Genomic DNA, 19,832 nt, shown 5'->3' with positions numbered 1-19,832 from the left:
ATAATCACCTTGTCATTTCTTTTATAATATCGGCAATTTCACTTAGACTATTCGACTGATTGGAATAGCCTCTTTCTACTACTACTTTCGGCATGCCGTACACAACAGACGTTGCCTTATCTTGCGTAATGATATATCCACCGGCTTCTCGAATAATACCCGAACCTGCTGCTCCATCCCTTCCCATTCCTGTTAAGACAATGCCTAACAGGCCATCCTGGTATTGAATGCTTGCACTATCAAACAAATAATCAATGGCTGGTTTTACACCATGTAACTTTTCATTATCATTTAAGAGAAGTCTCTTTTCCATAATGGTCATGTGTTTTCCACCAGGAGCTAAATAAACGGTTCCTGACTGAATAGGTTCATTATGACTGGCTTCTCTTACTTCTACCTTTGCCAAATCATTGAGTCTTTGTGCAAAAGAAGCCGTAAACCCTTCTGGCATGTGCTGAACTATAAATACAGGGATAGTAAGGTTCTCAGGTAAGGCTTTAACTAAAGAGACCAGAGCCCTAGGTCCTCCTGTTGAGGCTCCTATTACAATAGCTTTGAGTGATTCTTTCTTTTGGACTAATTCTTTAGGTAAAAAGTTTGTCGGCTCAGTGGAAACAAATGGCTTCTTCTCATTCAGGAAGTGAATTTTGATTCTCTTCTCCAAATCTTTTTTAAAGACATCCCAGTTTTCTTTTATGTTTAGTGGTTTTTCAATAAAATCCTCAGCTCCTAATTCAAGGGCTTGAATAGTGATGCTATGGTTGCTCTTGGCACTAAACATAATAACAGGTATGGAGGAATTTTCTTTTAGGATTTTTAATGTTTCAATCCCATTCATCATAGGCATTTCTACATCCAGAATCACTAAGTCCGGTTGAGATTTTTCAACCACTTTTAAAGCTTCCACTCCATTACGAGCAGTATCCACCACGACAATATCTGAACTATCTTCTAATATACGTGTAACGATTTTTCTCATTAAAGCCGAATCATCGACTATGACTACTTTAATTGCCATGCTTCAACTAACCTAATACCTTTCTAAACGATAAATTCTTCTCTATTGACCATTCGTATCCGTACATCAAATGTCTGGAGATCAACAAACATGGACCTTCCCATCTGACCTCCCACATGTTCAGATATAATAGGAATACCTAAACTGTTTAAAACAGTCGTGACGGCTTCTATGTTTCTTCTGCCAATCTGTAAACTACTGGCTTGTTGACTAAAAGAAAACATGCTTGCCCCTCCAGCTATTTTAGCTAACAGTGCTGTTTCATTAGTTTTGTCTTTCAACTCTTTTACAATAGCTGGGAGGGCTAAGTCTGCAAACTTAGCCCAGTTAGATGTATCAGAGAATGTTGCGCTATCAGGTAACATAATATGACTAAGAGCACCCACTTTTGATTTTGGCGCATAAAGGGCAATCCCTACGCAAGACCCAAGTCCTATAGTGACTAATTCATTAGGGGCTTGCGCAATTTTATAATCAGAAATTCCTACTTTTAATTGCTCAGACATGTGACTCTCCTATTCAGTTATTCTTTCACCACAGCTATTGAAAGTAGTTTTCTTATTTCTTCTTCTTTTTCATCTGAAAATAAAGAGTGAGGATCTATGATAGGTATAATATCCTCTTGAGTCTGAACAAATGAAGTAATATAAGTTGTAGACAATCCATCAACGGACTCCGAATCTTTCTCTATAAAGTCTTCTGTTTGATAGGCTTGTACAGAAGTCACTTCTTCAACGAGCCAGCCGATTTTTCTTTCTTTCCAATTCACGATAATGACTTCGGAATCTTCTATTCTAGCAATCGGTTTTTGATAAAACCTATCCGATAAGTCAATGATCGCTGTTACGTCTCCGTCGACATCCTGCAGACCTGTAATATAAGAAGAAACATCTGGAATGGGAGTCACTTTTTCTAAAGCAATGATTTTATCTGTTTCATTTATGGGCACGCCGCAAACTTGACCGCCTGCTTTAAATAAAAGATGTTGATTCATGTTTAATTACTCCTTAACTATTATGCAAATTCAGGTTCTAAGTCATCCAAACCTTCTTCAGCCTCTTTGGCTTCTTCATGTTCAATTAAAAACTGTTCAGCTGATTCTTTAAGAATACTGGCTACGTTTTCTAGTTGGTTGATGTGTGTCGTAAATTCTTCCATTGTTGCTAAAATTTCTTCAGCATTAGCAGAAACCTGCTCCGTACCTGCAGAGTTTTCTTGAGAACCAGCCGCTATACTTTCTAATTGAGCGACGACTTCCTCTTTTTTCTCACTAATCACATTAGAGGCATTCATAACTACTAACATGCTGGCTACTAATTGTTCTAATGATAAAGCAACGTCTTCAGAAGCTCCGATAGCTTCCTTAATTTTTTCCGTTTGAACGAGGCTATCTTTATCTGTTTCTTCTAAGTGTCCAACCATGCTAGACGATTTGTCTTGAATTTGCTGGATAATGGACTGGATATCTTTGGATGATCCCGTACTTTGTTCCGCTAATTTACGAATTTCTTCGGCTACCACAGCAAATCCTCTTCCGGCATCTCCCGCTCTCGCCGCTTCTATTGAAGCATTTAAAGCGAGCAGATTCGTTCTGGAAGCTATATTGGTAATCACTTTGACGATGCCTTCAATGTTTTGAATGTCGCCATCCACTTCTTCAATAATGGCTTTCAGGTCATCTAAGGTAGTAAGGGTTTCATTCCACTTCTCATTCACTTCTTGAATCGAGCGGGCGTTATTGCCGTTCACTATCATCGTTTTATCGGCTTGTGAACCCATTTTAGCAACTGCTTCGTCAATTTCATTCAGCGCAGCGGATAACTCATTCATTTGATGGACAGTCGCTTCAGTATCCTGTGTCTGCATGGATGTGGACTCAGCTACCCCATTAATCGTTTGAGACACTTCAGATGTGGCTCGGCTGGTCTGGTCCGCAATTTCAGTTAAAGTCGTTGCCATAGAAGACACATTCTGACTGTTTCCTTGAATGACTTTTACTGTTTGTTCAAAGGTATCTAATGTTTTATTAAAAGCTAGTCCAATTTGGTGAATTTCATTTCCTTTTGGATTCAGCTTCTTACTTACTTTTTTCTTGCTTCCTTTTCGTGTGTTCCATTTATTCAATCCTTTAACTAACGCATTGGCTGGATTGATTAATTCATTTTTCGTCAGACGAGTCGTTAAATCTCCTTCTTCCGTACGTTTGAAGGCATGCATTAAAGCATCTGTAATAGAGGCAATCAGTCCTGAAGCAAGTAAAGCGACAACTGCCGCAATTATAATCGTGACTATAACTACAACGAAGGCAGTGAGTTGTAGAGTAGATGTTTCATTTTCCATCTCATGTGCCTTAACTTGGCCATAAACATTAAGTCCCAAGTTAGGTATGCGTTCATAATAGATTCCAAAGTCTCCGTTATTTATCTCTTTATCGTAAACCATACCAGAGAAAGTGCTGATGTCAGATGACTCATCTGCCTCTTCATTGCTTTGTGATTGAGACTGTTGAAAGAAATCAGAAGATGATAGGTTTTCTCCAACTAAGTCCACTTGAGAAGATGCAACCACTGTGCCGTTGTCATCTAATATACTAATATAGCCTGTGTTAGCTATTTGAGTTTGGTTAATTTCTTCTCTTATAACATTTAAGTCTAAATCAATGGCTAACACGCCTTGTAAATTAGTTCCAGTTCCAATGGCTCGTGTCACAGTTAATCGTGTACGGTTATTGTACACATGAGGTGTGGTCCATCTTAATCCACTTGCTTTTAATCCAGATTCGTACCATGGGAATATCTCATACGGATCTTGATCTCCTCTTACCGCTGATAAAGTTGATACAAAATTTAAGTTAGAGTTAGACGGTACAAAGTGGACATCCGCAATGTAAGGATTCCCTGTTACCACATGTTGGAATCGGGAAATTAAGTCTTGCTGGTCTCTTTCTTCCCCATCTGTTGCTACCCGGTTTAATACCAATACCCCATCTAAAGCTAATCGCTTAATGGTTTCTTCCGCTGCAACTCCAGCACGCGTTATCGTGTTGACTAAGTTAGCTGTAATTTGCTGCTCCTGAGCTTCTACTCTCTCAGTCAAAATCGTTGTCGTACGGTTATATGTATAAATCATCGCTACTGCAACAGGTAGTAACATCAATACGATTAAACTAATGGCTATGGGTAATCGTAAACTCTTATGTTCTCTCCTCTTAAAAAATAATGATCGATTCTTCTTCTCACTATTTTTTGTTTTTTTAGGCCATTTAATCGATTTAACTCTTTCAATTAATTGGCTATTGACTTTCTTTATTTTGTCCATGGCTTTTCTCCTTATTTACTAATCTATAAATCATCTCACTATTTATAATCGGATAATAAATTTGAAACTTTACAGCATTTCCCTCTTTTTGAAGAGAATATATTGGTTTTGTCACAAATAAGTCACTGTTTCAAGAGAAAAACATCCGACAAAACATATGTCGGATGCTTCCCTCTATTCTTTTTAAGAAAATTGGTTGGTCGTTTCTTTTAGTTCACTTGCCAAAGCATTCAACTGTTCAATGGTTGCAGAGAACTCTTCCATTGATGCCAAAATTTCTTCCGTATTAGCAGAAACTTCTTGTGTTCCTGCAGCGTTTTGCTCAGAAGACGCTTCGATACTATCCAGTTGTGACACCATTTCTTTGTTTTTCACTTCTATTAACTGAACTAATCGCTGAGCTTCATGTATTTCCTCAGTTAGATGTTCAATTTTATGTGTGACCTCTTGGTTTGAAGCCGTCACTTGTTTTAACGAGTCTGTTTGCTTATCGCTATCTTCAATAACATCATTCAGCGTCAGCACCATTTCTCTAGAATCTTTTTGAATCTGTTCAATTATTGAAGAAATATCATCAGAAGATACTTTGCTTTGATCAGCTAGTTTTCTAATCTCCTCTGCTACTACAGAGAACCCTTTCCCCGCTTCACCCGCACGAGCCGCTTCTATAGAAGCATTTAAAGCCAGGAGATTCGTTTGCTCTGAAATAGCTTGAATGGCTCCTAAGATACTTTCAATATTTTGAATTCTCTTATCGACTTGAGTAATATTCCCTTTCAACTGGTTAAACGACGATACCGTCTGTCCCCAAGTCTCATTCACACTCGTCATGTCTTCATTACTTTTATTTAGTGTGTTGACTGTAGAACCAGCTTCTGCATCCACTTCAGTCATCGATGTAGAAATAGACTGAACGTATTGATCTAATTCATTCATCTGAGAGACCATTTGTTGGGTATCTTTCAGCTGCAAGTTAGTGGCATATGCAATGGATTGTATCGTTTCAGATACTTCTTCCGTGGCTGATTTGGATTGTTCGGTCACTTCACTCAAATCATTGGACAGTCATCTACTAAGGTCGCTTTATGTTTGATGTCCGTTATGACATCATCAAAGGTTTGAATGGCCTCGTTAAAGCTCCACCCAATCTGATGCAATTCATGGCCATTTTTCTTAAGTGTGTTTTTATCTTTGTCTCGATTTTTTCTTTTAAACGAGTGAATACGTGTTTTTAACTCCCCGTTTTGTAATTTAAATAAGGCATTTTGAATCGTACGTGTGATATGCACTAAGTAATTCGATAATAACACAGCTAAAATAATGGCTACTATAATACTCACTATAACGACTCTTAAGGCACTATTGACGAATATGCTTCTTTCGGCCGCCATCTCTTCAGATGTCACAGCCCCATATACAATTAAGTTCATGTCTGGTACTCGCTCGTAATAAATAGGGAAGGTGCGATCATTGAAATCATTATAAATTTCACCTGACTCACCTGTCGCTTCTAAAAATATGGATTGATCTGAAACATTGAGACCAGATAATTGATTATCCATTGTAAACTGCCAGTACCCTTCATCCGTGATAACAAACGGATAACCCGTTTCTCCTATTTGACTGTTGTCAACTACTTGAGCAATCTCTCGCATATTAATTTGAACCCCAACTATGCTGGTGTTTCCATTTTCCTGGTCCACTCTCTTAGTAGCAGCCATTGTAGTCGCACCAGAAACAACATCGCTATAAGGTTGAGAAAAGACAACTTCTCCATCGGCTTCCATAGTATCGGACAGCCATTCTGCTGAGTTGATTTCTATCGCATCATAAGACGTTGTTCCTGCAGAAGAGTCATTAGGTGTGTAAACAAAGACATCACTAATATGTTCGGATGCGGATTGGATAAGAGATAACATCTCATTTAACACACTGTCCTCATTAGATGGAAAAGTTTGAGTTTCTTCTAACTCAGCAATGGCTTCTACCGTATGTACAGCTTCGTTCTCCGCATTTTCAAGAAGTGAGATGACTTGGCGTGTCGTAGCCTGCTGCTCTCTCATCATCCGTCTGCCCACTATTTCATTCATGCGCATATATAAAATACCATTCGCAATAACAACTGGAATAAAAACAAGTAAGGCTATCCCCAATATTAACCTAAGTCGAACTGATTTCTTTTTGTCCTTATTCTTCTTATTAAATTTCAACCTATGTAACTTTTTCATGACCGTCCCTCTTTCTATTTAGTAACCCTAATATACTATCGGATAGTCTGTTATTTATTTAAGTATATATATAAAGAAAAAAAGCCTTTACTCCTAATCGGAGAGTAAAGACTTCATTGAAGCAACTCGATTATTTTTGTGTCCATTTTGATTCTTTTTTGGCATAGCCTTCTACAAAGTATAACTGTGTTTCCTCATCAAATAACTGTCTGTCTAAAAGAGTTTGCTTTCTTAATTGGACTAAAATGTCTCCTCTTTGACTCGGAATTTCCAGTTGATACGGTTCAAGCATCTTGCGCATTTCTTCAGCTATCGTTTCTTTCAGGCTTTCAATATCCTCTTCCTCAATAGCTGAAATGATGCAATTAGGATAAAGAGACGATTTTATTGGACCTTCAGCCAAATCTCTCTTATTATATACCGTCAATGTCGGTATGCCACCCATATCAAGCTCATTTAATAATGAAAGAACTGTTTGCTCATGGGCTTCCATATTATCCGCTGAAGCATCCACGACGTGCAATAGTAAATCAACATCTGAGGACTCTTCTAAAGTCGACTTGAAGGCTTCGATTAGCTGAGTCGGTAAATCTTGAATAAAACCAACCGTGTCCGTAATGGTTACTTCCATTCCAGATGGTAATTCAAACTTCCGGGTTAACGGATCCAGTGTTGCAAAGAGCTGATCTTTTTGATAGGTATCCGAATCAGTTAACTGATTTAAAATGGTAGACTTACCAGCATTCGTGTACCCAATTAATCCTATCTGGAAAATATTACTTTGCTTACGCTGTTCACGGCTTCTTTCTCTGTGTGCTTCTATTTTTTTCAATTCTTTTTTAATATCGGTCATTTGACGCTGAATATGTCGACGATCCGTTTCCAGTTTTGTTTCACCGGGTCCACGTGTTCCGATACCCGCTCCGAGACGAGACATGTTAATCCCTTGCCCAGCCAATCTCGGAAGAATATAAGATAATTGAGCTAATTGAACTTGTAGGCGTCCTTCTTTACTTCGGGCACGTAAAGCAAATATATCTAAAATAACTTGAATGCGGTCAATGACTTTCGTTTCCACTTCTTCTTGTAAATTACGCACATGACTCGGCGACAGTTCCTGGTTAAAAACAATGGTCTGAGCATCTAGCTCTTCCGCCAGATGTTTCAGCTCGTTCACTTTCCCTTTTCCGATAACTGTTTTCCGATCGATATGCTCCCGTTTTTGAGACAATTGAGCCACTACTTTTCCGCCGGCATTTTCAACAAGTTGCTCTAATTCATCCATTGAATAGCGAAAAGCTTCTTCCTCATGTTGTTTCTCTATTCCGACTATTATGACTTTTTCATATTCTTTTTCTTGTTCCATTTAATCACTCTCCACATGTAATCTCGCTTGTTCCATAACTGTTCTCAACTGGTTGCTTCCCGCAACTAAATCAACCCACTGGTCGATTTCCATTCTGTTTCTAAACCAGGTCAATTGCCTCTTAGCGTAGTTCCTGGAATGTTGCTTGACTAATGCAACAGATTCATCCAGTGTGGTTTCCTTCTTAAAATAGGAGTCAAACTCTTTGTAGCCAATTCCTTTTTTACTTTGACTGTCATTGTGGAAGGTCTCATACAACCATTTGGCTTCTTCAAGTAATCCGGCCTGCATCATGGTGTCCACCCGTTGATTAATTCGTTCATAGAGTACCTTCCTATCGGTTGATAAACCGATAACGAACGAATCAAATAAGGGTTCTTTCCTTTTTTCTGCTTGAAAAGCTGAAAAGGTCTGTCCTGTTTCATTGATCACTTCTAATGCTCGGATGACCCGCCTCACATTATTGGGATGGATTGCTTCAGCGGCTTTAGGATCTTTTTCCTTCAACTGATTATGAAGAGCACTTTTTCCATGTTTTTCTGTCCACTCTTCCCATTCTTTTCTGAATGCCAAATTGGGTTCTGCTTTTCCACCATGACTGACATCGTATAATAAAGATTCAATATACAGTCCCGTTCCTCCTACAATAATAGGAAGCTTGCCTTTAGCCGTGATCTCCTTTATTTTCTGAGAGGCGTCTTTTTTGAAATCAGAGACACTATAGGTCTCATCCGGTTCTTTTATATCTATTAAATGGTGAGCAATGCCAGAGGCTTCTTCTTTCGTAACTTTAGCTGTTCCGATGTTTAAACCTTTATAGACTTGCATAGAGTCTCCATTTATCACTTCTCCATTAAAGGCTTTAGCTAGTTCGATGCCTAAATGGGTTTTTCCTACTGCAGTAGGTCCTACTATGACGATTATCTTCTCTTTCACATGTATCCTCCAACTTAATCTTTCTATACAGTATAGCATATGTGAGCATCTATCCCCGAATGAAAATCATTATCTTTTAAATCAAAAAACTGCTAAAGAGTTCTCTAAATAGAGCTCTCTTTAGCAGTATAGGTAAGGACGCTTAAGCACTTACGAATGCACGACACGCATCAGCACAGGCAAAGCAGGCTTTTGCACACTCTTGACAATGCTCCATATGTTCATGCTGGGCACATTCGTTTCCACATGCTTGACAGATTTTCTCACATAAAGAAATCAAATCATGCTGTAAAACTCCTTCTCTTCCAGCATAAGAAAGAACCATTTGACACATGTCTGCACATTCTCTATCTAGTCGAATGCACTCTCTGACCATGTCTATGTCGTCTTCTTTCAAACATTCATTGAAACAGTGGTTACAGGCCTGCATACAGGCGTAGGCCGTATCCATGACCTTTTGCAGTTGGGTATCCATCTTGTTCGCCTCCTTTAATTTTTATTAATTAAAGTGTACAGCGAACAAGCCAATTATTTCAACTGTTAACCATTTGGGTTGTCTCATTCTTCTAGTAATGCCAAGACTTCTTCTGTTGTCAGGCTAGTTAACGGCTGGCTTTGTCCCTTTGTGATGACTGAGTCAATTAATTCACGTTTTTGTTCCTGCAAATCATTGATTCTTTCTTCAATTGTTCCTTTAGTAATAAATCGAATGATTTGTACCGATTTTTTCTGTCCAAACCGGTGCACACGGTCCGCTGCTTGATCTTCAATTGCCGGGTTCCACCAGGAGTCAAATAAGATAACCGTGTCTCCTCCTGTTAGGTTCAACCCTGTTCCTCCTGCTTTTAACGAGATTAAGAACAAGTCTTTTTCTCCTGTGTTAAAGCGAGTGGTTAAGTGCAGACGGTCTTCGTTTTTGGTTTGCCCGTCCAAGTAATGATAGTCACGGCCTAAGGCATCCAGTCGTTCTCTTATAATACTCAGCATTGACGTAAATTGAGAGAAGAGTACGACACGTTTGCCGTTTTCTCTTGCTTCTTCCAAGTACTCCATCAATCGTTCTAACTTGGACGACTCTCCTTCAAAGTTCGGTAGAATTAAGCGCGGGTCACAACAAATCTGTCGCAATCGGGTCATCCCTGCCAAGACTTTAATGCGATTCGTTTGAATCGTATCTGATTGAGTCATCTCCTCTATCTCTTGTTTAATAGCCGCATGCTGAACTTGGTAAACCCGTTTCTGTTCCTCTGATAAATCAATATACTCGGTCGTTTCCGTCTTTTCAGGTAAGTCCTGTAACACATCTCGTTTCAGACGTCTCAGAACAAAGGGTTTAATCTTAACTGCAATACGTTCCTGTTTCATTGACTGGAAGGCTTTTCTATTCTTAAACAGACCCGGTTGAACAATTGAGAACAAGGACCAGAGTTCGCCTAAGTGATTTTCAATGGGTGTACCGGATAAAGCGATTTTCGTATCAGATTTCAATCGTTTGACCGCTTGGGTTGTTTTAGCTGAACTATTTTTAACGTTTTGAGATTCGTCTAAAACAATGGTTTTAAAGCTTTGGTCTTCATAAAGATCACTATCCCGTTGAACTAGTGGGTAACTTGTAATCCAAATCGGAATATTTTCATCGATTGCTTGTTGTTTCTTGGCTTCTCTTTCTTCTTTGTTTCCAGATATAACAATGGTCTCTATGCCAGGAGCAAATTTCTTCCATTCGTATTGCCAGTTAAAGACAACACTTGAAGGACAGACGATTAAATATTGTCCTCCTTGTTCTTCGTATTTGGACAACAAGAAGGTTATCGTTTGAATCGTTTTTCCGAGTCCCATGTCATCCGCTAGTACTCCCCCAAAACCGAAGTGGTCCAAGCTTTTCAGCCATTTAAATCCAGTTACCTGGTAGGGACGCATCGTCGCTTCTAGACCTTTTGGCAGGTCAAATGAAAGCTCAGAAGGTTCAAATAATTGCGTCACTAACTTTTGGAAACGACTTCCCTGATTAATGGTTTCTTCATCTAACGCTGATAATCCTTGGAATACCGAGACAGTCATTTCTTCTTCTAATTCATCATCTTCAATATCTAAAGATTCTTTAGCCCGTCTCATTGCCTGGAAAGACGGGTCTTTCAGATTTACAATTTGACCACTGGATAAGCGGTAGAAGGACTGATTGTTTTCCAGCTCTTTCATTAACTTTCTTAATTCATCCGATGGAATGTCTTCTGTTTCAAAACGAATATCTAATAAGTTGGTGGACTCTCTCATCTCCATCGTCACACGAGGTTGACGAGTCGGACTATAGAGTAAGTTACGAGCAGATTGAGATAAGAATATCTCCATGTTATCTGCCAGACGACTAATTGAGTCATATAGAAATTGACTGATTTCTTGGGTATAGCTCAGTCGCCAAATGTCTCTCTCCCTTGCACGAGGAGGGATTTCGTCGAACAGTTGAGCTAGAATAGAAGACTCTTTTGACCAGTCTCTAACTAAGATGGCCTCTTCTTCATAGTCGTTCTCTTCTTCAAGCGGGTAAATCTTCGCATTCCCGTAACTGAAAACGGGTCGAACAAGCAAGTCGGGACCACTGGTATCTATATACAGCTGTGGTTCAAACTGAGCTTCGTACACTAATTCTTTTACGGCCTGGTCGGATTCAATGGTCATGATGTCGTTTAAATGAGAGACGGTCACCGACATGAACTCTTCTAACTCATGTCGCTTCATCACGAGAGTGTTAGAACCGGATTCTTTTAGTCCTGTCATAATCTGCCTGACTAGATCAAAGGCTGGAGATTCCATTAAATAAAAGGTTTGACCAAACTCAATCATTTTGGCTTTTTCATGGAAAGTGAATGAGTCGTTATCTATATCCGTATCGACCATAGTAAAATGAAAGAGGGTGTCTTTTTTCTCAATCTTAAACTCGAGATTCAAATCATGAATATCCGTGTGCAACTCTAAAGCTTTCCCTCTGTCTGCTTGAGACAATTGAGTAGGCGGTCGTCCGAAACGAACAAACGCTCCAATTGTTTTATCTAAAAGCTTCAATACCTCTCTTATATACAATGGGGGGATGGTAAAACTCTCTTTGTTCATGAATTGACTCTCATACCCGATAGGCATTAAGGATTTCATTAACTCATTGATATCATTGAGTTTTTCAAATACTTTTCGATCTTCTGGAAGCAGAGCAAAATCATCTGAATTGTAGGTAAAATTCTTACCAAAATACACCTCTTCTTCATTAATCATGTCTTTAATCGTTTGAGCCGCATTCTTCACTATATAGAGGTATTCTTTTCCTATACGCATATACAATTCATACACGGGGTTCACTTTTGTACCACTGACATTTAAAATATATTCGACAAAAACAGGTTCTTTATACAGTGACGCTGTGTGTCGCGTGATTTCTTTTTTAGATAACGTCAACAAGTCGCTCACGGCTTTTTCACTTTCACTATATGAAAACATGGCTTGGCTCGGAGTTTTATTGACACTTTTTTTAGTCAATTCACTTGCTTCAATATCATTCAAATAAAACATCCCAGCTACAACGTGTTTACACGCGCCGGACTGTTTTTCAAACACCTTACATGTGCAATGGTATTTTTTAGCGACGCCATTCGGATAAAAGCGCAAATGAACGGTTTCAGACTGTTTGTCATCAACAGATACTTGAATGGTGTGATTTTTGCTGTCTACTTTTAATTGAGAGACCTTACTCTTCTGATACAGCTCTCTTCCTTGTAAAAAGGTAGAGTAATTGCTTGCCAAAGAAGTAATGGTCATTTCTGGAAAGGTTTGTTTCTTCATTATTAGAGTCATTCCTTTAAAGCCTATATTATAGTCATTCATCTTTATAGAAGAGTTCATCTATATAGTATACCAAAGATTGAAAAGAATTTGGAGAAAGCTTTGTTAGTGTAAAATAAACCTCGGTATTTGATAAAATTGGACAAAAAGAAACGAGACCTTTAATCTTAAAGTTACCACACCAAAAGAAAGGAAAGATCTCGTTTATGTTACCTAGTTTATCACAAATAATTGATGTTTTGAAGAACAGTTCCACTCCCATTGATATGGAAATGGGTTTAAGCCTATGGCTTAAGGACTTAGACAGTTTTATAGTGGGACTTCTTTTCCAGAGATTAGATAAGGAATTGTATGCGACCTATTATGAGAAGGGCTGGCGAATCGATCGTATTGAGTCCCGAACGATTCAGTTTATATTCGGTGAAGTTCGTTTTGAGCGAAGACGTTTGAGAAAAAAGGGGGAGAAGAGTTTTTTGCCGTTGGATGAGGCTCTTGGACTCGAGAAGCGTAAAGGTTATTCTCTGAATGTACGTAAGAAAATTGCTCAAATGGGTAGTCAAATGCCTTTTAGACAAGCAGAGAAAGGTCTTCGCATCTGTTCACCCATTTCAGCGAGTCATACGACGATACATAGCATTACACAGGAGATTGGTGGAAAAGTTCAGACATATCTGTCTAAACGTCCGTCCAGGAAAGAGAAACGAAGACGTATGAGCCATGTATTTATTGAAGGTGACGGTCTGCATATTGCTGGCAGACAAAGCGACAAGCCCGTTATTCATCGTGTTCTTGTACATGAAGGCGTCAAGGCAGACAAAAAACGACATGAGCTGATTGAACCAATGGCTTTTTTCAGTGTTAAATCCAGCCATGAAGCATTCGAACAGACTGCGGTTTATCTTGATCAGACATATGATCTAAAACAGTCGATTGTGATCTCTAATAGTGATGGGGGAAGAGGGTATGAAGCTGATCGGTTTGAAGCGATTATCGGTATGTGCCGCCGGCACGAACACTTTAGAGATAAATTTCATGTTCACAGAAAAATAAAAACTAGATTGAGCTTTGATAAGCCTATGATGAATCGTCTAACGCAAGCGGTTAGAGCGTATGATTGGAAACGTGTAGAACGTATATTGGCTACAGCGCAGAGCCGTATAGTCGATGTACCTGAAACGGTGACAGTTGGCCGAATGGAGGAAATTAGAAAGCTACATGCTTATCTGAGGCGCAACTGGCCATATGTTAAAGGGTTTTATGAAAGAGATTTGAGTATCGACAGAGGCGTGGGTGTATGCGAGACAGGGCATCGTTTTTACAGCTACCGAATGAAACGTCAGGGACGTAGTTGGACAACCAAAGGCGCTGAACATGTTGGTGCCCTACTTACTGCTGAAAGAAATAGTGAGTTGGATACTGCGCTCAAATCAGAAGTTGATGAACACGTGGAACCGCTTGGAAAAGAGCTCAAAGGTGCAGTACGAGAGGCTCTAAAGAAATCAAAGACAGACACCCTTCGGGTGAAGACAGGTAAATTGACCAACTATGCTTCTACTTCCAGCTTCACAGGCATACTTGCGAAAATGTTTGGTTAATTTATCCTGAGTTAAAAAGTTTTCCGTAAAGCAGAATGTTTTCTTTTGGATTAAAGGTTACCGAGAATAACTTGACACATACAATGATGATGTTTGAATTGAATTTTACCTGGTTTTTGTGTAAGCTAATCATGAAGAGAACTCCTTTCTTATGGTTGGTTTAGACACCTTTACCATATCAGAATGGGGTTCTTTTTTCATCACTTAACAGGTGAAAATGAAAAAGTAAATTTAAGCTGCCGTTAGGCAGTTGGCACATATTTCAACGAAAAGTATGAATTGTTCAGGAGATAATGTCTTCCTTGACGATAAAAATATAATCAGCTTCGTAATCCTCGGCCTTTTTCAATCAGATACCAGTCAATCGAGTATAGAACGATGATGAACAGGATCAGAATGAGGATAGAGAAAACGATTGGTACATCGATGACCCCAAGAAAACCGAAGCGGAAACCTGAAATCATGTAGACGATCGGGTTCACTCGGGAAACAGCCTGCCAGAACGGCGGAAGCATCGAAATCGCATAGAATACCCCACCCAGATAAGTCAGCGGCTGCAAGACGAATGTCGGAACTATCGACACATCATCAAAGGACTGTGCGAAGATCCCGTTCAAGAGTCCAGCCAGCGAAAAGAGAATAGATGTCATCAGAAGTGTCAGAATGACCACACTCCAGGAGTAGACTTGCAGAGGCACGAAGAACAGAGAAATAATCGAAACAAGTGTTCCTACAAGAATGCTTCTTCCCAGCCCCCCTATAACAAATCCCCACATAATGATATGCGTCGGAACGGGTGCTATCAAAAGTTCTTCGATATTCTTCTGAAATTTCTGAGAAAAGAAGGACGACGAGACATTCGAATAGGAACTCGTAATGACCGACATCATGATCAGTCCGGGAACGATGAACTCCATATAGGAGAAACCTTCCATTTCACCAATTCGTCCACCGATCAGATTTCCGAAAATAACGAAATACAAAGAAGTCGTGATGACTGGTGGAACCAAGGTCTGGACCCAAATTCTAAGGTAGCGGTTGGTTTCCTTGACCGCCAGACTTTTTAACGCTGTAAAATAAAGACTAAACATGAGTATCCTCCATAACAGTTTTTTCTTCAGTCAGTTTCAGGAACAGTTCTTCCAGCCTGTTGGATTTGTTTCGCATGGACAGAACTTTGATGCCCTGCTTCGACAGTTGGTCGAACACATCATTAATCCCCTGGTCACGTGCGACTTCCACATTCAGCGTCGACTCTTCAACGAGTTCACTATCAAAACCATTGATAACCGGCTTTGTTCCTGTCGGTTCAATATCCAGAATAAAGGTTTCAAACTGCAGCTTGGCCAGCAAGGTTTTCATGCTGGTGTCTTCAATGAGTTCCCCTTTTTGAATAATCCCGATATTGCGGCACAACATTTCAGCTTCTTCCAAGTAGTGGGTCGTCAGAATAATAGTCGTTCCGTTCGCATTCAGCTCTTTAAGAAAACGCCACATGTCCCGGCGCAACTCGATATCCACACCGGCAGTCGGTTCGTCGAGAATTAAGAGGCGTGGTTCGTGCATCAGCGCACGGGCAATCATTAAGCGGCGCTTCATTCCACCAGAGAGCATGCGGGCACGCGTGTCTCTTTTTTCCCATAAATCAGACTGCTTTAAGTATTTTTCACTACGCTCGATAGCCTCTTTTCGGGAAACACCATAATAGCCCGCCTGATTCACAACTATCTGCTGAACTGTTTCAAAAGGATTGAAGTTAAACTCCTGGGGTACCAGTCCAATCTGACGTTTAGCCTGCATCAGTTGGCCGTCAATATCATAATCAAACACCTTCACTTTGCCTGAAGTCTTGTTGACTAAAGAGGTGATGATTCCTATTGTAGTCGATTTACCGGCCCCATTAGGACCCAGAAGGGCATAAAAGTCGCCTTCTTCAACTTTCAAATCAATACCGCGCAGGGCTTCAACCCCGCCAGCATATACTTTTTTTAAATCTTTTATCTCGAGTGCATTAGTCATTGAGTAAGACGCTCCTTTTTACTAATCAGTTAAGCTAAGTTTGTCCGTTTGTTATTATAACATGGATTAACTTATTTTTTGTTAGTTGCTTTTAGTTATCTTCAACACTCCATCTTATAGAATAAATCTTTTCACTCAGCTTCTCAATGCTTCCTCTAACATTTGTGTACAACCTTGTTAAAAAAAACCTTACGACTCCACAGAGTCGAGCTGTTTAGAAGGCAATAAAAAAAGTCCTGACATAACAGAACTTTTCTCATTTTAAGTTAAGGAAACGGCTGTGAAACATCCGTCTTATCCCTGACACACGAAAGGCTTTAGGGACTTTTATTAATCATAATTAGCATAATACAGCAGGTTTTTAAGGTCTTCTATTTGCGTTTGAATGGACTGGCCGATTGTGGTATCTTTGATTAATTTTCGCTTCAGCTTTTTATCAATCATACGCTTAAGTGAGACTTCCTTCTTATTCTTACCCAGGAGTTCGTCTACAGCTTCAACAGTCTGATGTGTCACCAGCTGAAAGCCGTAGGAATTATTAAGCAAAGAGTAGCCTGCTATACCTGTTGTCTTTTGGTAAGCTTCATTCATCCCACCGTCGATAACAAATACTTTACCCGCTGCTTTTACCGGTTCTTCGCCTTGTTTTACTTTAACCGGTGTGTGGCCATTGATAATTTTTGACTCTTTAAAGTCTAATCCGAATTCATTAAGAATCTTGTCAGCAGTCGCTTCCTCGCTTCGTAAGTAAAAATAAGGATCCCGCTCTTCTTTGTGGGTCTGACTATCTTTTATATAATAGCGTTCAAATGTGGTCATTTTATTTCGACCAAAAAGAGGAGATAATGGGCCCGCCCATGCGTACCACTCAAGATCTGTAGAGAAATCATCTTGAACTTCTGAATGAGCAGCGGACTCTCTGATATGGTTTTCAAAGAAATCCAGTAACGCCTTGCCTTTTAAACCGCGGCCTCCCAATTGCACAGGAGCAAATTCGCCACTTTTTTCCATAGGAATACAGCCATGGTAGAGTAGCTGATTATTGTAGACGAGATACATACTGCCTTTGCGCAGGAGAAACTTATTGATACGCCTGATTTTCTCGGACTGTTGAAAACTAGCCAGCAGGGTATCAACAATATACATTTCTTCAGGGCTCAGACGATTGGGATTATCTCGCTCAATTCTGCTGTATGGAAAATTGTTCAAATCATGTCGAGTGCCTTCGATAACTATTTTCTCTTTATCACAATCAATAGCCTTTAAAAGGTCACGTTTACTCATATTAAACTCCGGGCGTCTTTCGATAATTTGCCCTTCTAGCTTAAATTGAATAACAGCAAGCGCCTGGTGTACTTGATTGAGAAGCGTTTCATTTTCCTCGTTGAATACCCCTTCTGTATAAGGCGACATCTTTGGATTAAAAGACTCGTGCTCAGCATAATGATTTTCCGCATACAGAAACAGAGGGCGTAAATTCAGTCCATAGGTCTTTTCAAGTTCATACAAATAGCCATATCGCGCGGCAATTCGAAGTAGGGTCAGAAGATTGGCTTTCGATCCATGAATAGCTCCGAGCCAGAGGACATCATGGTTACCCCACTGTATATCTACAGAATGATGGTCCATCAGCTCCTCCATTACAACATACTCTCCTCCGCTTCGATCGAAAATATCCCCAACTAAATGAAGGTGGTCGATAACTAAGCGAGGAATCACACCACACAATGAAACGATAAATCGCTGGGCCTGTTTCAATGTAATCAGTCTTTTTAAAATACTGTGATAATAGTCATTTCGATCTTTGTGCGATGACGGATCGGTATAAAGTAGTTCCTCAATAATATAGCGGTACTTTTCCGGCAACGCTTTCCTGAGTTTTGAACGCGTATATTTCGCCGCACAAAAACCCGTAAAGTCAATAAGGTCGCTGATTGTTTTGTAGTACCAATCGTGTGTTTTTTCACTGCTTTTCATTGAAGATAATACTTTATCCGGATAACTGATCAGCAAACTGAATGTGTTTTTTTCTGCTTCGCTCCACGTATCTCCATAGAAATTTTCAATTTTTTCCCGCACATTCCCCGAACCTGTTTTTAAAATATGCTTAAACTCTCTTGAGGCCCCATGGATGTCTGATAAAAATAATTCTGTTCCTTTAGGCAAGTTCTGAATGGCTTCCAGATTCATCAGTTCTGTATAAATGGATTCTACTGTATTGTATTTTTCTTTCAGTAAATCGAAGTATTTATCTTTCACAGTTTTCACCGACTCCTTTAAGAGATGTAACAAGCTGATTTCTATTAAACAAAAAAGCAACCCGCTACAAAAATACTATTTGTAGTTCGAGCTGCTTTTATTCACAATTTTTTTCACTTTAAGATAATTTGCAGCAGAATGTACTCTCTTAGTGTACCATATTTGATTACATATTTAGTGCTGCACGCGCAATAGCCATATCTTCTTCAACACTGCCTCCGCTGACTCCGACTGCCCCTACAACATCGCCGTCGACAACAATGGGAAAGCCCCCACCAAACGGTACAATTTTACAGTTATTTGATAATTCCAGGCCATAAAGACTTTCTCCAGGCTGAACAAGTGGCGCTATAGTATCTGTACTGGCTTTTAGTGCCACGGAAGTGAAGGCTTTATTTATAGCAATCTCAACACTGGTAAAAAAAGCTTCTTCCATTCTGTGTAACAGCATCAAATTCCCCCCGGTATCTACTGCTGCAAAAACAATAGGAACCTTTATTTCTTCCGCCTTTGCTTCTGCTGCCTGAGCCATCCGTTTAACTGATTCTAACGATACTTGCTTGACCGTATTTAATTTGACATCCATTTAATTTCCTCATTTCCTTTAATTTTAACTGTGACACTTTGTTTTTTGTTTTCCAATAAAAAGTTACTGATTGCTTTCCACTCTTGCCAGCGTAAATAATAAATCCGATAACCTGTTAGTGTAGTGTAAGATTTCACTTCTAACATCTTCTACGTCCTTAAGTGCAACCAATACTCTTTCAGCCCTTCTAACTACTGTTCTTGCAACATGGATAAATGAAGATACTTCATTGTCCCCGGGAACAACAAACTGTCTAAGCGGCTCAAGATTTTCGGCATAGCTGTCAATTGTGTTTTCGACCGTTTTAATATCTTCTTTTGTTAACTTTTCTGACAGCATCTGCTTCCCCTTGTCGTCGCTGGCAAGTTCAGCTAATATTAAATACAGTTTGTTTTGAGCTGTATATATTGTGTTTTTAATGTCCTCATTTTTTGTTAAGGCACGTACAACTCCTAGGGCTGCATTAACCTCGTCAAACGTACCATAACACTCCACTTTTATATCGTTTTTCGATACTCTACTCCCACCAAGCAAGGCTGTTTTGCCTTTATCACCGGTTTTAGTATATATAGACCCCATCTTTTTCCCTCCTGTAAATCATACGTATTTCCAAAAATTTTGTTTATTTTATAGTTTATTTCTTCGTTTATTGCTTGTAAATCAATCTTTTACACAAAAA

General features: G+C 39.5%; 16 protein-coding genes. 1 reads left to right on the top strand and 15 read right to left on the bottom strand.

The genetic code is table 11. The features are described from left to right. Positions 1-4 precede the first annotated feature (4 nt). The 10 genes from ABDZ53_RS10755 to ABDZ53_RS10710 form a co-directional block, all read right to left on the bottom strand. The gene (locus ABDZ53_RS10755; protein WP_343756409.1) at positions 5-1,018 is read right to left on the bottom strand and encodes a protein-glutamate methylesterase/protein-glutamine glutaminase; all 1,014 of its coding nucleotides are present in this window, start codon (positions 1,016-1,018) and stop codon (positions 5-7) included. A gap of 23 nt (positions 1,019-1,041) precedes the next feature. Continuing rightward, positions 1,042-1,524, bottom strand: coding sequence for a chemotaxis protein CheD (locus ABDZ53_RS10750; protein WP_343756407.1), 483 nt, complete (start codon positions 1,522-1,524; stop codon positions 1,042-1,044). Between the two features lie 17 nt (positions 1,525-1,541). Beyond that, positions 1,542-2,012: a chemotaxis protein CheW gene (locus tag ABDZ53_RS10745; RefSeq protein ID WP_343756404.1), complete on the bottom strand. Its 471-nt coding sequence runs from the start codon at positions 2,010-2,012 to the stop codon at positions 1,542-1,544. Positions 2,013-2,032: 20 nt separating this feature from the next. Continuing rightward, on the bottom strand, positions 2,033-4,336 hold the full coding sequence (locus ABDZ53_RS10740) for a methyl-accepting chemotaxis protein (RefSeq protein WP_343756401.1): 2,304 nt from the start codon (positions 4,334-4,336) through the stop codon (positions 2,033-2,035). A 183-nt stretch (positions 4,337-4,519) separates the two neighbouring features. Then, positions 4,520-5,380, bottom strand: a complete 861-nt coding sequence (locus tag ABDZ53_RS10735; RefSeq protein WP_343756434.1) for a methyl-accepting chemotaxis protein — start codon at positions 5,378-5,380, stop codon at positions 4,520-4,522. Between the two features lie 5 nt (positions 5,381-5,385). After that, on the bottom strand, positions 5,386-6,564 hold the full coding sequence (locus tag ABDZ53_RS10730; RefSeq protein WP_343756399.1) for a cache domain-containing protein: 1,179 nt from the start codon (positions 6,562-6,564) through the stop codon (positions 5,386-5,388). A 130-nt stretch (positions 6,565-6,694) separates the two neighbouring features. Then, positions 6,695-7,930: a GTPase HflX gene (gene hflX / locus ABDZ53_RS10725; RefSeq protein WP_343756397.1), complete on the bottom strand. Its 1,236-nt coding sequence runs from the start codon at positions 7,928-7,930 to the stop codon at positions 6,695-6,697. Next, the gene (gene miaA, locus ABDZ53_RS10720) at positions 7,931-8,866 is read right to left on the bottom strand and encodes a tRNA (adenosine(37)-N6)-dimethylallyltransferase MiaA (RefSeq protein WP_425541707.1); all 936 of its coding nucleotides are present in this window, start codon (positions 8,864-8,866) and stop codon (positions 7,931-7,933) included. 142 nt (positions 8,867-9,008) lie between these two features. Beyond that, complete coding sequence (locus tag ABDZ53_RS10715) at positions 9,009-9,341, bottom strand: four-helix bundle copper-binding protein (protein ID WP_343756392.1); 333 nt, start codon at positions 9,339-9,341, stop codon at positions 9,009-9,011. An 83-nt stretch (positions 9,342-9,424) separates the two neighbouring features. Next, complete coding sequence (locus tag ABDZ53_RS10710) at positions 9,425-12,694, bottom strand: SNF2-related protein (RefSeq protein ID WP_343756390.1); 3,270 nt, start codon at positions 12,692-12,694, stop codon at positions 9,425-9,427. A 206-nt stretch (positions 12,695-12,900) separates the two neighbouring features. Between ABDZ53_RS10710 and ABDZ53_RS10705 the strand changes: the two genes are divergently transcribed. Beyond that, entirely contained in the window at positions 12,901-14,289 is a 1,389-nt protein-coding gene (locus tag ABDZ53_RS10705; RefSeq protein WP_343756388.1) for an ISLre2 family transposase, read from the top strand. Positions 14,290-14,609: 320 nt separating this feature from the next. Here the strand turns inward: ABDZ53_RS10705 and ABDZ53_RS10700 are convergent, their stop codons facing one another. The 5 genes from ABDZ53_RS10700 to ABDZ53_RS10680 form a co-directional block, all read right to left on the bottom strand. Next, complete coding sequence (locus ABDZ53_RS10700) at positions 14,610-15,380, bottom strand: ABC transporter permease (RefSeq protein WP_343756386.1); 771 nt, start codon at positions 15,378-15,380, stop codon at positions 14,610-14,612. Beyond that, positions 15,373-16,308 (bottom strand): ABC transporter ATP-binding protein, encoded by a 936-nt coding sequence (locus tag ABDZ53_RS10695; RefSeq protein ID WP_343756384.1) that lies wholly within the window; start codon positions 16,306-16,308, stop codon positions 15,373-15,375. The genes ABDZ53_RS10700 and ABDZ53_RS10695 overlap by 8 nt, the downstream gene beginning before the upstream one ends. A gap of 330 nt (positions 16,309-16,638) precedes the next feature. After that, positions 16,639-18,576, bottom strand: a complete 1,938-nt coding sequence (locus tag ABDZ53_RS10690) for a fructose-1,6-bisphosphatase (protein ID WP_343756382.1) — start codon at positions 18,574-18,576, stop codon at positions 16,639-16,641. A gap of 157 nt (positions 18,577-18,733) precedes the next feature. Next, complete coding sequence (locus ABDZ53_RS10685; protein WP_343756380.1) at positions 18,734-19,153, bottom strand: GlcG/HbpS family heme-binding protein; 420 nt, start codon at positions 19,151-19,153, stop codon at positions 18,734-18,736. A 63-nt stretch (positions 19,154-19,216) separates the two neighbouring features. Continuing rightward, the gene (locus tag ABDZ53_RS10680) at positions 19,217-19,732 is read right to left on the bottom strand and encodes a cob(I)yrinic acid a,c-diamide adenosyltransferase (RefSeq protein WP_343756378.1); all 516 of its coding nucleotides are present in this window, start codon (positions 19,730-19,732) and stop codon (positions 19,217-19,219) included. Positions 19,733-19,832: the final 100 nt, after the last annotated feature.

The organism is Alkalibacterium iburiense (assembly GCF_039521845.1).
In the GTDB taxonomy this organism is placed as follows: Bacteria; Bacillota; Bacilli; order Lactobacillales; family Carnobacteriaceae_A; genus Alkalibacterium; species Alkalibacterium iburiense.
The sequence above is the reverse complement of the archived record's forward strand: the minus strand, read 5'-3'. Positions and strand labels throughout refer to the sequence as shown.